Origin of the sequence: Mesorhizobium sp. M0410, from assembly GCF_040321435.1 — a bacterium.
GTDB lineage: Bacteria > Pseudomonadota > Alphaproteobacteria > Rhizobiales > Rhizobiaceae > Mesorhizobium.
Map to the genome: position 1 here is coordinate 228,395 of NZ_JAMYRN010000001.1, position 14,023 is coordinate 242,417.

16 protein-coding genes are annotated in these 14,023 nt (G+C 63.2%); 6 read left to right on the forward strand and 10 right to left on the reverse strand.

The features are described 5' to 3' along the window. Positions 1–2: 2 nt before the first annotated feature. Complete coding sequence (locus NKI63_RS01145; protein WP_254815875.1) at positions 3–611, forward strand: transporter; 609 nt, start codon at positions 3–5, stop codon at positions 609–611. Here the strand turns inward: NKI63_RS01145 and truA are convergent. From truA to def, 4 genes are read right to left on the reverse strand one after another with little or no spacing between them, the layout of a single operon-like run. Then, positions 593–1,348: a tRNA pseudouridine(38-40) synthase TruA gene (truA, locus tag NKI63_RS01150; RefSeq protein ID WP_352477029.1), complete on the reverse strand. Its 756-nt coding sequence runs from the start codon at positions 1,346–1,348 to the stop codon at positions 593–595. The two genes, NKI63_RS01145 and truA, sit on opposite strands and share 19 nt — an antisense overlap. 18 nt (positions 1,349–1,366) lie before the next feature. Next, positions 1,367–1,876 carry a GNAT family N-acetyltransferase gene (locus tag NKI63_RS01155; RefSeq protein WP_254815873.1) on the reverse strand — a complete coding sequence of 170 codons (510 nt, stop codon included), beginning with the start codon at positions 1,874–1,876 and terminating at the stop codon, positions 1,367–1,369. Further along, positions 1,873–2,802 carry a methionyl-tRNA formyltransferase gene (gene fmt / locus NKI63_RS01160; RefSeq protein WP_352820356.1) on the reverse strand — a complete coding sequence of 310 codons (930 nt, stop codon included), beginning with the start codon at positions 2,800–2,802 and terminating at the stop codon, positions 1,873–1,875. The genes NKI63_RS01155 and fmt overlap by 4 nt, the downstream gene beginning before the upstream one ends. Before the next feature lie 16 nt (positions 2,803–2,818). Further along, positions 2,819–3,349 (reverse strand): peptide deformylase, encoded by a 531-nt coding sequence (gene def / locus NKI63_RS01165; protein WP_352820235.1) that lies wholly within the window; start codon positions 3,347–3,349, stop codon positions 2,819–2,821. A 103-nt stretch (positions 3,350–3,452) separates the two neighbouring features. Between def and NKI63_RS01170 the strand changes: the two genes are divergently transcribed. Continuing rightward, positions 3,453–4,715, forward strand: coding sequence for a DNA recombination protein RmuC (locus NKI63_RS01170; protein WP_352506030.1), 1,263 nt, complete (start codon positions 3,453–3,455; stop codon positions 4,713–4,715). 39 nt (positions 4,716–4,754) lie between these two features. On the opposite strand, the gene NKI63_RS01175 is transcribed toward NKI63_RS01170, so the two are convergent. The 3 genes from NKI63_RS01175 to NKI63_RS01185 form a co-directional block, all read right to left on the reverse strand. After that, positions 4,755–5,159 (reverse strand): GFA family protein, encoded by a 405-nt coding sequence (locus NKI63_RS01175; RefSeq protein ID WP_352506031.1) that lies wholly within the window; start codon positions 5,157–5,159, stop codon positions 4,755–4,757. A gap of 79 nt (positions 5,160–5,238) precedes the next feature. Continuing rightward, complete coding sequence (locus NKI63_RS01180) at positions 5,239–6,204, reverse strand: cation diffusion facilitator family transporter (RefSeq protein ID WP_352477025.1); 966 nt, start codon at positions 6,202–6,204, stop codon at positions 5,239–5,241. 122 nt (positions 6,205–6,326) lie between these two features. Next, positions 6,327–7,136 (reverse strand): transglutaminase-like domain-containing protein, encoded by an 810-nt coding sequence (locus NKI63_RS01185; RefSeq protein WP_254815869.1) that lies wholly within the window; start codon positions 7,134–7,136, stop codon positions 6,327–6,329. Between the two features lie 215 nt (positions 7,137–7,351). On the opposite strand from NKI63_RS01185, the gene NKI63_RS01190 reads away from it, so the two are divergent. Then, positions 7,352–7,477, forward strand: a complete 126-nt coding sequence (locus NKI63_RS01190) for a hypothetical protein (RefSeq protein WP_013528464.1) — start codon at positions 7,352–7,354, stop codon at positions 7,475–7,477. A gap of 179 nt (positions 7,478–7,656) precedes the next feature. Here NKI63_RS01190 and NKI63_RS01195 read toward each other — a convergent pair whose 3' ends face one another. Beyond that, entirely contained in the window at positions 7,657–8,085 is a 429-nt protein-coding gene (locus NKI63_RS01195; RefSeq protein ID WP_352820238.1) for a DUF6481 family protein, read from the reverse strand. Positions 8,086–8,314: 229 nt separating this feature from the next. On the opposite strand from NKI63_RS01195, the gene NKI63_RS01200 reads away from it, so the two are divergent. The 3 genes from NKI63_RS01200 to NKI63_RS01210 all read left to right on the forward strand — a co-directional run bounded on the left by NKI63_RS01200 (position 8,315) and on the right by NKI63_RS01210 (position 11,822). Then, entirely contained in the window at positions 8,315–9,376 is a 1,062-nt protein-coding gene (locus NKI63_RS01200; protein WP_352506033.1) for an LLM class flavin-dependent oxidoreductase, read from the forward strand. A 133-nt stretch (positions 9,377–9,509) separates the two neighbouring features. Further along, entirely contained in the window at positions 9,510–10,670 is a 1,161-nt protein-coding gene (locus NKI63_RS01205; protein ID WP_352477022.1) for an AI-2E family transporter, read from the forward strand. Between the two features lie 150 nt (positions 10,671–10,820). Then, the gene (locus NKI63_RS01210) at positions 10,821–11,822 is read left to right on the forward strand and encodes an LLM class flavin-dependent oxidoreductase (RefSeq protein ID WP_352506034.1); all 1,002 of its coding nucleotides are present in this window, start codon (positions 10,821–10,823) and stop codon (positions 11,820–11,822) included. 155 nt (positions 11,823–11,977) lie between these two features. Here NKI63_RS01210 and NKI63_RS01215 read toward each other — a convergent pair whose 3' ends face one another. Together NKI63_RS01215 and NKI63_RS01220 are read right to left on the reverse strand one after the other, a co-directional pair. Further along, positions 11,978–12,601, reverse strand: a complete 624-nt coding sequence (locus tag NKI63_RS01215) for a L,D-transpeptidase (RefSeq protein ID WP_352506035.1) — start codon at positions 12,599–12,601, stop codon at positions 11,978–11,980. Positions 12,602–12,850: 249 nt separating this feature from the next. After that, positions 12,851–13,870, reverse strand: a complete 1,020-nt coding sequence (locus NKI63_RS01220; protein WP_352751758.1) for a LacI family DNA-binding transcriptional regulator — start codon at positions 13,868–13,870, stop codon at positions 12,851–12,853. Positions 13,871–14,023 lie beyond the last annotated feature (153 nt).

The following is a 14,023-nucleotide window of genomic DNA, read 5'->3' on the forward strand; positions in this document are numbered from 1 at the left end:
TGATGCTTTCAGCGGATGAAACCTACGCTTCGCTTGCCGGTGCCTGGCGGCTGATGCTCGGCAAGGCCGACGGATTTCGCCTGCTCGACCTTTCGGCGGACGGATTCTGGAACTCCTTTTTTGCCATCGTCGTCGCGGCGCCGGCACTGATCGTCGGCTGGGTCGGTATTGCCAACGAGATCGGCGACCCCAACGCATTCGTCGGCCGTTTCAGCATGTTGATCCGCCTGGCCACCGTCGATATCGGCGCCTGGGTGCTGCCGCTCATAGGCCTCGCGCTGGTGGCGCCGCGGGTCGGCGTCGGCGGCCGTTTCGTCCATTATGTCGTGGCCAGCAACTGGGCCTCGGCGATCATCGCCTGGATGATGCTGCCATCGGCGTTGATCCGGCTTTTCCTGACGTCGGCCAACGAAGTCTCCGGACTCGTGTCGCTGCTGTTGTTCGCGCTGTCGATGGTCTTGACCTGGCGGATGACCAACGTTGCGATCGGCAGGGGTGCGGCCGTCGGCAGCGCCGTTTTTGCCGGCATGTTCGTGGCCTCGCTGATCGTCCTGTTCGGACTGCAGGCGCTGCTCGGGATCAGCGTTCCGGATCAGCCAGGCGTCGGATAGTCGACGCCGACGAGAAACAGCCCGTCGGGCGGCGCCACCTGACCGCAGGCCGCACGGTCGCGCGCCTCAAGCGCCGCCTTGAGGTCGGCAACAGTCCAGCCGCCTTCGCCGACGCGTTTGAGCGAGCCGACCATAGAGCGCACCTGGTTGTGCAGGAATGAGCGCGCCGAAGCGCGGACCTCAATGAAATCGCCCGCCCGGCTGACATCCAGCCGGTCGAGTGTGCGGACCGGGCTGGAGGCTTGGCACTGGGTCGAGCGGAAGGTGGTGAAATCATGCCGGCCAAGCAGCACCTTTGCCGCTTCGTGCATGGCCCCGGCATCGAGCTGCTTCGGTACCCACCAGATCTTGCCCTTGTCGAGCGCCGCCGGCGCGCGGCGATTGACGATGCGGTAGAGGTAATGGCGGCCGATCGCCGAGAAACGCGCATCGAAACCATCCGGCACGGAGGCGGCCTTCAGGATGGCGATGCGCACCTTGGCCGCCTGCAGATGCGCGTTGACGGCGTCGCGCACCTTGTCGCCGGGCCATGCCTTGATCAGATCGACATGCGCCACCTGAGCGGTCGCATGGACGCCGGCATCGGTGCGGCCGGCGGCGCGCAGCGAAACCTGCTCGCCACAGAACTTCTCGATCGCCTGCTCGATCGCCTGCTGCACCGAAGGCTGGTTGGCCTGGCGCTGCCAGCCGGCGAAGAGACTGCCGTCATATTCGATGTCGAGGCGAAAACGCGGCATTCCCGGATCGAAGCGAAATCAGGCGGCGAGGGCTGAGCCGAAGGCCGAGGCGTAGACCAGCCTGCCGGTCTCCGGCGCCTCGCCCCAGGCAAGCGCCTGCAAAGCCTCGCTTTGGTACTCGCTCTCGAACTTCGCTGCACGGGCGCGGCTGTAACCGAAACGTCCATAGTAAGCGGGATCGCCGAGCACCACGGCGAGCGTCTCGCCAGCAGCCTTCAGGCGGATATGCGCCTCGCGGACCAGCGCACCGCCGATGCCGGTGCCGTGGAACGACGGCTCGACCGCCAAAGGAGCCAAAGCCACCGCCGGGAAGCTCTTGCCGCCATTCTGCACGAAAAGCCGTGAAAACAGGATATGCCCGACCACTTGCCCGTCTTCGTCCGCCACCAGTTCGACGACGGCATCACCGCCGGTGACCAGCGCGTCGACCAGTCCGGCCTCCGTCTGCTGGCCGAATGCGTGTTCTTCGACTAGGCGGATCGCCTCGCGGTCCCGCGGCGTCGCCGCGCGTATGGACATCATGCTCATGACAATTTCATTCCTTTTTCGAGCTTGGCCCCGCGCAGAAACTCCTGCGCGGCTATGGGCCTTGCGCCCGCACGTTGAACTTCGACCAGCCTGATCGCGCCTGACCCGCAGGCGACCGTCAGCCGGTCATCGAGAATTCCTCCCGGTTCGCCGGCGCCTTGCGAGAGCGTCGAGCGAAGCAGTTTCAGCCGTTCTACACGGCCGCCGATTTTGGCCTCGCACCATGCACCGGGAAAGGGCGACAGGCCGCGAATCTGGTTGTGCACGTCGCCAGCAGGTCGCAGCCAGGCTATGCGAGTCTCCGATTTATCGATTTTCTTGGCGTAGGTCACCCCCACCTCCGCCTGTGTGGTAAATGTCAGCGTATTCCGCTCCAGCCGCTCGAGCGCTTGCACCATCAGCGCAGCACTGAGGACCATCAGCCGGTCGTGCAGATCGCCGGCCGTCATGTCGGGTCCAATGGGACATTTTTCAACCATTGCCACCGGCCCGGTGTCGAGGCCTTCGTCCATCCGCATCACCATCATGCCCGTTTCGGTATCGCCGGCCATGATGGCGCGCTGGATAGGGGCAGCGCCGCGCCAGCGCGGCAACAACGATGCGTGGCCATTGAGACAACCGAGCCGCGGCGCCTCGAGAATGGGTTTGGGCAGAAGCAGCCCGTAGGCGACGACCACGGCGACGTCGGCGCGCAAGGCGCGGAACGCCTCCTGCTCCGCCTCGCTCTTCAGCGACACCGGCGTCCGCACCTCGACGCCCAGCCGCTCCGCCTCGCGCTGCGCCGGCGACCGCGTCAGTTCGAGCCCGCGCCGGCCGCCGGCGCGCGGCGGCTGCGTATAGACGGCGGTCAACCCGTGCCCGGCCCCGGCAATCGCCCGCAGCGTCGGCACGGAGAATTCGGGCGTACCCATGAAGATGACACGCAGGGGCATTCGTCGACCCCTATCCCACCATCTTGCCCGGCGCCTTGTCCCTGGCGAGCTTTTTGAACTTCTTGACCACCATGTCGCGCTTCAGTTTTGAGATGTGGTCGATGAACAGCACGCCGTTGAGATGGTCGATCTCGTGCTGCAGGCAGGTCGCCATCAGCCCCTTGGCCTCGATCTCCTGCAGCTTGCCGTCGCGATCGAGATACTTCACCCGCACCGCGGCGGGGCGCTCGACTTCGGCATAGTAATCGGGGATCGACAGGCAGCCTTCCTCATAGACCGAACGCTGGTCGGAGCTTTCAAGGATTTCGGGATTGATGAAGACGTGCGGCGCCGGCGTCTCGTCCTCCTTGGCGAGGTCGATCACCAGCATGCGCAAGGGTTCGCCGACCTGGATCGCTGCGAGGCCGATGCCGGGCGCGTCATACATAGTGTCCAGCATGTCGCCGGCCAGTTTGCGCAAATCGCCATCGACACGCTCGACCGGTTTTGAAACCTGGCGCAGGACGGGATCGGGGAGGATGATAAGCGGCTTGATCGACATGGCGTCTCACCTAAGACCTCGCAGGAAAAGCGTCAACCGGGACGGCTTCGGGTCGTTCACGTTTTGATCTGTGCCGGCAGACCGAATCATCTATGCTGTCGGCATGAACGATCTGGCCACCATCCTGTCCGAACCTGTCGCCCGCCTCGGCGCCACCACGCTCACGCTCGGCCAAGCCCTGGGTTTCGGCGCAATGCTGTTCCTTGGACTGTTCGTGGCGCTCGTCGTTGCGCTCTGGCGATCGGCCAAGGCGCGTGCAGTGGCGGCCGCCGAAGCCGCCGACCACGCCCGTGACGCCGAGGTGCGGATGGCCGGCATCTTGGCAAGCCAGGCGGAAATGCAAGGCCGCATGGGCGCCATCGCCGAAGTGTTCGGGGCGCGCCAGGCGGAACTGACCCAGTCGATCGGCCAGCGCCTCGATGCCATGACCGGCCGCCTGGGCCAGACCATGACCGAGCAGACGAGATCGACGCATGAGAGCCTCGCCAAGCTGCAGGAACGGCTGGCGGTTATCGATATCGCGCAAGGCAATATCCAGTCGCTGGCCGGCCAGGTCGTGCAATTGCAGGCGATCCTTTCCAACAAGCAGACGCGCGGCGCCTTCGGCCAGTCGCGCATGGAGGCCATCGTCGCCGACGGATTGCCGCACGGCGCCTATGAATTCCAGGCGACCTTGTCGAATGGCAGCCGGCCCGACTGCCTGGTGAAGATGCCGAACGGCGCGCCGTCACTTGCCATCGACGCAAAGTTTCCGCTCGAGGCGTGGAATGCCATCCGTGCCGCCGAAGGCGCCGACCTGCAGAAGTCGGCAGCACAGGCTTTCCGCCGCGACATCGAGGTGCATGTCCGCGATATTTCCGAAAAATACCTGATCCAGGGCGAGACGCAGGACACCGCCTTCATGTTCGTGCCCTCGGAATCGGTGTTCGCCGAAATCCATGAGAATTTCGAGGCCGTTGTCCAAAAGGCGCATCGATCGCGGATCGTCATCGTCTCGCCATCGCTTTTGATGCTGTCGATTCAGGTCATCCAGGCAATCCTCAAGGATGCCCGCATGCGCGAGCAGGCGCACCTGATCCAGGGCGAGGTCATCCGGCTAATGGAAGACGTCTCCCGGCTCGACGAGCGGGTGCGCAAATTGCAGACGCATTTCGGTCAATCGGCCAAGGATATCGACGACATCCTGGTCTCGACATCGAAGGTGACCCGGCGCGGACAAAAGATCGAGGCGCTGGAGTTTGGCGTGCAGCCGGCGGAGGATACCGCTGGTTCGAATGGCAGCGGAGCAAAAGCGGAAAGCAGCCCGCGCGTCGCTGATTCGAAAACCGGGCAGTTGAGGCTAAGGGTCGTCGAAGGCGACGATTGAGAGCTACGCCGGAACCGGAGGCTTCACCCGGATCTGGCGCTACTGCTCCTCGATGATGGTCGTGCCTTCGAATTCCGGCAGCCAATGCAGCGCCGAGCGGTGCCAGATCTGCTTTTTCGGCACCAGTTGCTCGCGTTGCCGTGCCGTGCCGACCCTGATGCCGTAAACCTTCGGTCCCTCGCCCGCCGACGTGGCGTAGAGATGCGAGCCACACTCACCGCAAAACGCCTGGGCGCGCTTGGCGCCGCTCGAACCGGTCTTGATGTAGATTTTCGGCTTGCCCTTGGTGATCCTGTAATTGTCCTGGGACGCCGGCACGGTGACGCGAAAGGCCGTTCCGGTTAGCTTCTGACAATCGATGCAGTGACAAATGGTGGTCTTTTCCGGATCGACCTCGGCCTCGTAAGTGATGGCGCCGCAATGACACCCGCCGTCGATTTTCATCTTCGTTCCTCCCGAGCTTTTGCCTGCGATCATAACCGGGACTGTCCGATGGCGCATCGATTTCCTCAAGCCATTTTCCTTAGGCCGGTTCTTGTCCGGATGCCCCCGCCAAGGCCTTGCTCCGGCGTTCCCAGGTGCCGGTGGTCTGAGGCTTGACGAACAGCCGCGTCACCTCCGGCATCTCCGCTTTCAGCCGCGTCTCGAGGCGTTCGACGCAGGTCTCTATCTCGGGCGCCGACAAGTGGTCCTCGAACTCGATGCTCAGAGCGGCGACGATCTCCTGCGGACCCATATGCAGCGTCAGCGCGCCATTCGCCCGCTGCACCGCCGGGTCCTGCTGGACGATGTCCAATACTTTCATTTGCACCTCGGGCGAAGCCGGCTCGCCGAGCAGCAGGCTTTTGCTTTCGCGCGCCAGGAAGATCGCGGTTGCGCCCAGGATCAGCGCGATGCCGATCGACGCGGCGCCGTCGAGCTTCGGCATGTCCAGCAGTTCCGCCGCCGATATCCCGGCGAAGGCGACAACGAGGCCGAGAAGTGCCGCGCTGTCCTCGAAGAGTACGGTGTAGACACTAGGATCCTTGCTGAGCTGCACCGCCTCGAGCCAGCCGTGGCTGCCTTTTTGGTGGCGGAACTCCTTCAGCGCCACCAGCCAAGAGGTGCCTTCGAAGAGGAAGGAAAGGCCAAGGACAGCGTAGTTCACCTTGGCGTTGGCAATCGGCTCCGGCGTCATGATGTGCGTCACGCCTTCGTAGAACGATATGCCGGCGCCCAGTGCAAAGACGAGGAGCGCAACGATGAAGCTCCAGAAGTACAGCTCGCGGCCATGGCCGAGCGGATGCGTGCGGTCGGCCGGGCGCGCGGCACGGTGCATGCCGTAAAGCAGCAGGCTGCCATTGCCGGTATCGACGAGCGAGTGGACGCCTTCCGAGAGCATTGCCGAGCTGCCCGTGAACAAGGCAGCGGCGAATTTGGTCAGTGCGATCGCAAGATTTCCGGCGAGCGCCGCATAGATCACTTTTTTCGACCCGCCATGCGCCGCCATGGTGTGCTGCCTTGGTTGATGCACCGAGATTGGCGGAGCGTCCGCCCACGCTCCACAGCTCTCACAACGCCTGAAGCGCCGAGTTGTTCACAAAGTCAGTTATCCAAAAGGGCGGGGCGGGGCTATTCGACGACCTCGTCCGTCCAGACCTTGAAGCCAGCCAGCGCGCCCGGCCCGAAAATGTGGGTCAGCGGCACATCAGCGGCATCGCGTCCGGAGGCGATCAGGATACGGCCGATGCGCGGCGCGTTGTTGCGCGGGTCGAACGCGTGCCAGCGGCCGCCGAGATAGACCTCCATCCAGGCGGCGAAATCCATGTCCGACCACGGCTTTGGCAGGCCGATGTCACTGATATAGCCGGTGCAGTAGCGGGTTGGAATGTTCAGGGCGCGGCAGAAGGCAACAGCGAGGTGAGCAAAGTCGCGGCACACACCACTCTGCTCGCGATAGGCTTCGGCGGCGGTGCGTGTCGGCCGTGCATTGAAGTAGTTGAAGACGATGTGGTTATGGACGAAGTCGCAGACCGCCTGGACGCGCGGAATGCCGAGCGGGGTGCTGCCGAACAGCCGCCACGCTTCATTCGACAGCACGTCGCTCTCGCAATAACGGCTGGGCAGCAGGAACAGCAGCGTCTCCGACGGCAGATCGCGCACCTCGTGCTGCCACGCCGTCAGCTCGCGCGTCTCGAAGGAGCCGGGGTCGCGGATGACCGCGTCGGTGCCGAAGGCAAAGCGCCCGGCCGGCGCAACGAGACGGTTGCACCAATTGCCGAAACTGTCGCGGTAGCTCTCGATCGGCACCGGCGGGTTCGACGTCAGGAAGTCCGGCCGCTCAAGATCGGATGCGCGCGAATAATGGACATTTAGCATCGCGATCAGCGGTGTTTCCTGCGGGAAGTCGAAGCTCATCTGGCAACCGATGTGGATCCGCATTGTCGTCCTGACCGGCCTGCCTGATCATCAGCCGGCGAAACGCGAGGGCTGATGCTGCAGTGCGAAGAAGACCATGGCACGGACCGCTGCGGTTTACGAGGGAATTAGAAACCGGTTAACAGCCATCGGTCAGGGCGACTGCCCGGCAGCGGCCTCTTGCAGTCGAGCGTTTTCTCTTGTTTCACTTCGCCAGACGTCAACTGGAGGAACGAATCATGGCTAAGGGTGCGATGAAGGCAGGCAAGGAAGCCCGCAAGCCGAAGAAGGACGCGAAGAAACCAGCTCCGGCGCCGGCCCTGAAGGCACCGCCGGTGAAGGCGATGAAGCTGAAGGACAAGTAGGGCCGCAGCTACCGTTTCGGCTTATTTCGACCGGCCGCAAACGCGGCCGGTATGATTGTTCACTAAGCTCACGCGCATCCCCTATGGATGCGGCGAAGATAGATTTCGCGCATTTAAGAAATCGGCCGAAAGCCATCGAAACGGAGCGTTCCGATGGCTTGAATCAGTGCCGGAAGGCGTTATCGCGCGGAGAAGCCGGGCGGCGTCCTGCCGGTGCGCTGCTTGCGCGCGGCATAGCGGGCGTCACGCTTGGCCTTGCGTTCGGCCTCGTCGGCAAGAAAACGGGCGATGCGCTCGTTCTCTTCAGCTTCCCGGATCTTCGCTTCGGCCTGTGCGGCCTCTTCGGCGGCGATGCGTGCCGCTTCGGCGGCTGCCTCGCGCTCGGCCTTTTCGGCCGCTTCGCGCGCCAGCTTTTCCTGCTTCAGCCTGGCCTTTTCGGCCTCACGTATCGCGCGGGCCTCGAGGATCGCCTTGCGCTCGGCCTGTCGTGCCAGCACCGCTGGATCATCTGCCGCCGGCTTTGCCTTGAAGCGCTCCAGAAGCGCCTTCTTTGCCTCGTTCGCGGCATTGCGCCGCTCGAAAACGTCTCTTTCCCTATAGATAGCCAATTCCACTTCCCTGAAGTCAATTTGCGAGGCTTACATACGCGTGAAAACCGAGAGTTCAAGCGCCAAAACGGTATGCCAGCCATGAAATTCTGATCTGTTGCAGCCGGGAGACGCCATTTCGATTGAATTCGGCTGAGAGGCACCCGCACTGTTCACCATCCAGGCATCTGGCGGGGCGGCGGACTGATCGCTACCTGTAGCGCCAGGACAAACCCTGGGATGACACACTATGGAACTCGGTCTCTACACTTTCGCCGACGTCAGCCCGGAACCGGGTCCCGGTGCGATCGGTGCGCACGAGCGGCTGCGCAACTTGATCGAGGAGATCGAGCTCGCCGACCAGGTCGGGCTGGACGTCTTTGGTCTCGGCGAGCACCACCGTCCCGACTACGCTGCCTCCGCTCCGGTTGTGGCACTGGCGGCGGCCGCCGAACGAACCAGGCGCATAAGGCTGACCAGCGCTGTCACCGTGCTGTCGTCCGACGATCCGGTGCGCGTCTTCCAGCAGTTTGCCACCCTCGACCTTCTGTCCGGCGGCCGGGCGGAGATCATGGCCGGGCGCGGCTCGTTCATCGAGTCCTTTCCGCTGTTCGGCTACAATCTCGAAGATTATGACGAGCTCTTCGCCGAGAAGCTCGACCTGCTGCTCGCCATCCGCGATAATGTCAAGGTGACCTGGTCGGGCAGTCTGCGCGCTCCGATCAATGATCGCGGCGTCTATCCCCGGCCCTTGCAGGACAAATTGCCGATCTGGATCGCCGTCGGTGGAACGCCGCAATCCGTCGCCCGCGCGGGCGTGCTCGGGTTGCCGCTGGCACTGGCGATCATCGGTGGCGAGCCGGCGCGGTTCGCACCGCTGTTCGACATCTACAGGGATGCAGCCAGACGCGCCGGCAACGATCCGGCAAGCCTTGCCACCAGTCTCAACGTGCACGGCTTCATCGCCGACAGCACGGACCAGGCAGCCGACGATTTTTACGGGCCGCAGGCCGAGGTGATGAACCGTATCGGCCGCGAGCGCGGCTGGGGGCCGACATCGCGGGCGCATTTCGACCAATCGCGCGGCCCAAACGGCGCGCTGTTCGTCGGCAATCCAGAACAGGTGGCCGAGAAGATCATTGCCCAGCACAGGATATTCGGCAACGACCGCTTCCTGCTGCAAATGGCGATCGGCACCATGCCGCACGCCAAGGTGATGAAGGCCATCGAACTCTACGGCACCAAGGTGGCGCCGATCGTGCGCCGGGAAACTGCGAGGGCCGTTCCCGCCGTGGCGGCACCGGTTGCCTGATTCCCAGTCACCTGATTCATTGGCAAGGCCGCGCGGCGGCCTTGCCGGTGACGCCGGCTAACGGAACCTTGAAGCGACAGAGGCGTTTTCGCCAACGGTCTGCACCAATCGCGGTGTGCCGCCGAGGGTCAGAATGAAAGCCGAACCCGCCGCTTCGGGCGCAAGCGCTGCCGAAAGCCCGGATCCGCGCGTCGAGGCACGGGCGGATGCGCATCTGATGCGTTCGCTGCTCGTCGGCATCTTCATCCTTATGGCGATCTACGCGCTTTACTTCGCCCGCGCCTTCTTCATGCCGGTCATTCTGGCTTTCCTGCTGGCGCTGACGCTGACGCCGATCGTTCGCTTCCTGCGCAAGCATGGCATGCCCGATGTCATTTCGGCGACACTGCTGGTGCTGCTTTCGTTCTGCCTCGTCGCCGTCGCGGGATATCTGCTCAGCGGCCCGGTCATCGACCTCATCAACAACACCTCCACGATCGGCCAGCAGCTTACCGAACGTCTGGCACAATTGCGCCGTCCGTTCGAACGGATCGTGGAGATTTCGCGCCAGATCGAGGGCCTGACACAGACTTCCCAGGAGCCGGGCGTTCAGAGGGTGGCGATGGCGCCATCCGGTATTCTCTCGCAGGCGGCCGGCAATGTGCTGTCGGCTGGCGTCAGCGTTACCATCGTCTTCGTCCTGTCGCTGTTCCTGCTCGCCTCGGGCACGATGTTCTATGAAAAGATCGTCCAGTCCTTCCCCAGTCTCAGCGAAAAGAAGCGGGCGCTGCGCGTCGTCTACGACGTCGAACGTGAAATCTCGCATTATCTGCTTACCGTCACGGTGATCAATACATGTCTCGGCATTGTCATCGGGCTCGGCCTTTGGGCGCTCGGCGTGCCCAACGCGCAGGTCTGGGGCGCGGCAGCGGCTCTGCTCAATTTCCTGCCTTATATCGGGGCGCTGACCACCATCACGCTGGTCACGATCATCGCGCTGATCAGCTTCGACACGATTTCCTATGCGCTGCTGGCGCCGGCCTTCGTCCTTATGTGCGATGTCGTCGAAGGCCAGTTCGTGACGCCGACGGTCGTCGGCCGCCGTCTTGAGATCAACGCAGTGGCGATCCTCATCGCCATCGCCTTCTGGTCCTGGCTGTGGGGTTTCGTCGGCGCCTTGCTGGCGGTGCCGCTGCTGGTCGTGATCAAGGTGTTCTGCGATCATTTCGACGGCCTCAGTCATGTCGGCAATTTCCTCGCGGCGCAGCATACGGCGGTGATCGAGGACGAAGAAATTCACGAGGCGAAAAAGTAGCGGCTTAAGGGTCAAAAACGTCCCCCGATTGGATCACGACCTTGCATCGGTGGCACGTCCGTTGTGCCTGCAGTGCTCAATCAACATTTTGAATTTGCCGCCTCGGCAACGGCTTCCTACATCCGTTCGGCCCACAGGAAACCCGCGCCGATGACCGCTCTTTCCGTTCTCGACCTGTCGCCGATCGTCGAAGGCAGCAACGCTTCGCAGTCACTCGCCAATTCGCTCGATCTCGCCCGGCATGCCGAGCGGCTGGGTTACCGGCGCTATTGGCTGGCAGAGCACCACAACATGCCGGGCATCGCCAGCGCCGCCACCTCGGTGGTCATTGCCCATGTGGCCGGCGGCACCAAGACCATACGCGTCGGCGCCGGCGGCGTCATGCTGCCCAATCATTCGCCGCTGGTCATCGCCGAGCAATTCGGCACGCTCAACGCTCTGCATCCTGGTCGCATCGATCTCGGCCTCGGGCGGGCGCCCGGCACCGACGTGGCCACGGCACGGGCGCTGCGCCGCAACCTCGATGCTGGCGCCGACAATTTCCCGCAGGACGTCGTCGAGCTGATGGGTTACTTCCAACCGGCCGAAGACGGCCAACGCATCCGCGCGGTGCCCGGCGAAGGCGAAAAGGTGCCGATCTGGATTCTCGGCTCCAGCCTCTACGGCGCGCAGCTTGCCGCCATGCTCGGCCTGCCCTACGCCTTCGCTTCGCATTTTGCGCCGGCCGAGCTCGACCATGCGCTGGAGATCTACCGCTCGCGTTTCCAGCCTTCGGAGCAGCTCGACAAGCCTTACGTGATGCTCGGCCTCAACGTCTTCGCCGCTCCTTCCGATGCCGAGGCGCGGCTGCTGTTCACCTCGCTGCAGCAGGCCTTCGTCAATCTGCGCACCGGCCGGCCCGGCCGATTGCCGCCGCCGGTCGAAGGATATGAGCGCGACCTCGATCCAATGGCCAAGACCATGCTCGGCCAAGCGCTTTCCTGCGCCGTCGTCGGCTCTCCCGAAACGGTCAGGCAAGGCATCGAGGCCTTCGTGCGCCGCACCGGCGCCGACGAGCTGATGGTCACAGCGCAGATTTTCGACCATGCGGCGCGGGTGCGCTCGTTCGAGATCCTGGCCGACGCTCACAAATCGCTGTCGGAAGCTGCCTGAGAGTTGGTTCGCCACTTGCCACTGTTGCGGGCAAGGCCGGCCTTGGGCAGGGAACCTCGCGAACAGGTGTGCGAAGACACAGCGAACATTTCGCGCGCTTTACGCGGAGGTTTTCGATCCTCATGCTCGTCCGTTTGCGGGAAACGCGGCGTCCACTAAATGACGATCACCTTGGTGCCGATTGTGGCGCGGTCATAGAGATCGATGATGTCCTGGTTCATGAGGCGAATGCAGCCAGCCGACACAGCTTTGCCGATGGACCACCATTCAGGGCTACCGTGCAGGCGATATCCAGTGTCACCTTTCTCGTTGAAAAGATAGAGCGCCCGCGCCCCGAGCGGGTTCATGAGTCCGCCCTCCATATGGGCCGGTATGATGCGGCCTCGCTTCTGCTCGCGCACGATCATCGCAGACGGCGCGCTCCAATCCGGCCATTCGCGCTTCCTCGCAACGTGAGCAGTGCCATGCCACTCGAAGCCCGCCTTGCCAACGCCGATTCCGTAGCGCAGCGCCTGACCGTCTCCCAACACGTAGTAGAGGAACTTCGCTCCTGTATCGACAATGATGGTGCCCGGCGCCTCTTCAGTCGCATAAGGTACTGTCTGCCGATGGAACTTTGGGTCAACCTTGTAGATCGGAACCGGCGGAACGCGAAAACCGGCGTCGGTGAGGCCGCCATAGGCCGAGGGGAAAGTCTTTAATGCGCCGCTGGTAGTGCAGCCGAAGAATACGGCCATCCCAGCAAGAACCAGCCCGATTAGGATCGATTTCACGCGCATGACTCAAGCCGGCGCCCGTGTGAACGATCAGCCGCATCTCGTCATATTCCAGACATGCTTCGATTGCCAAGATTTTCCTGACTGTCGGCTGGCTGACCGTTGGCCACTTGGCTCGATCGGCGCCGCGTCCTTCCATTGCTCGGTTTTCGAACGACGAACGCCCGTAGTGGCTGCGAAGGCCCGGGTCGGCAGGACAGGGGGACCGCTGGTCCGTCCGGCATTGCAAAGTTTCTGAACGGAGCCCAAGCGCTACGCGCTGACGCTCTGCGCAGTCGCACCTAGCGGACGGCATGAATTGCGGATCATCAGGCGACCCTTGAGCGTCAGCTTGCGCGGCGGCGCATCCCTGTTTCCGGCGAGCCGGTCGAGCAGCAGATTGGCCGCCTGCTCGCCAATCGCCTGCACCGGCTGTGCGACCGTGGTCAATTGCGGCCGGAACACATCCGACCACGGAAAGTCGTCGAAGCAGGCGACCGAAATATCCTCCGGACAGGACAGGCCGATATCGCGAATGGCCTTCATCGTGCCGATCACCATCGGGTTGTTGGCCGAAAAGATGGCGCTCGGCCGGTCGTGCAGCGAAAGCAGCTGCATGGTGGCGTTGTAGCCGTCGACTTCATGGAAGTTGCCGAAGCGGACGAGCTCGGGCTCGGCCGGCAGGCCGGCGGCCTGGAGGGCCTCGCGGTATCCCGCCATGCGGTCATGCATCGGCGAGATATCGAACGAGCCGGAGATGTAGCCGATGCGCCGATGGCCGAGATCGATCAGGTAGGTGATGGCGTCGAACACCGCGCGCTGGTTGTCGAGAACGACGGCATCGGTGTCGACACCCTGGCAAACACGGTCGAGCAGCACGACCGGCACATTGGCGTCGTCGACAATCGGTTTGAGGATCGCGCCGTCGCCGACACGCGCGACGATCAGTCCGTCGACCATGCGGTCGAGCAGCAATCTGATCTGGTCGTCCTGCGTGTTCAGGTGCTCGTCGGTGCAGCACAGCATGACGGCGTAACCGGCCCTGTCGAAAGCCTGCTGGATGACCGAAACCACGTCGGTGAAGAACGGGTTTGTGATGTGGGGGACGGTGAGCCCGATGGTGCGTGTGGTGCCTATCTTCAGGCTGCGGGCAATGGCGTTGCGCTTGTAGCCGATGTCGCGGATCGCCTGTTCGATGCGCTGGCTGAGCTCGGGGCTGACGGTCGCGGTGCCGTTGATCAGCGCCGACACCGTGGCCACGGAAACACGCGCGGCCTCGGCCACGTGAAGCATGGTCGGAGCAGTGAATTTGCGCTGCTTTTTTCGTCCTGACGCTGTCATTTTCGAAACGTTTCACCACTCCACGGCAGCAATACGTACGGAATCTTACGATTTTGCGCAAGAATTGAAATGGAACAATCTCAGACTCCAGATATTGCCTTGACA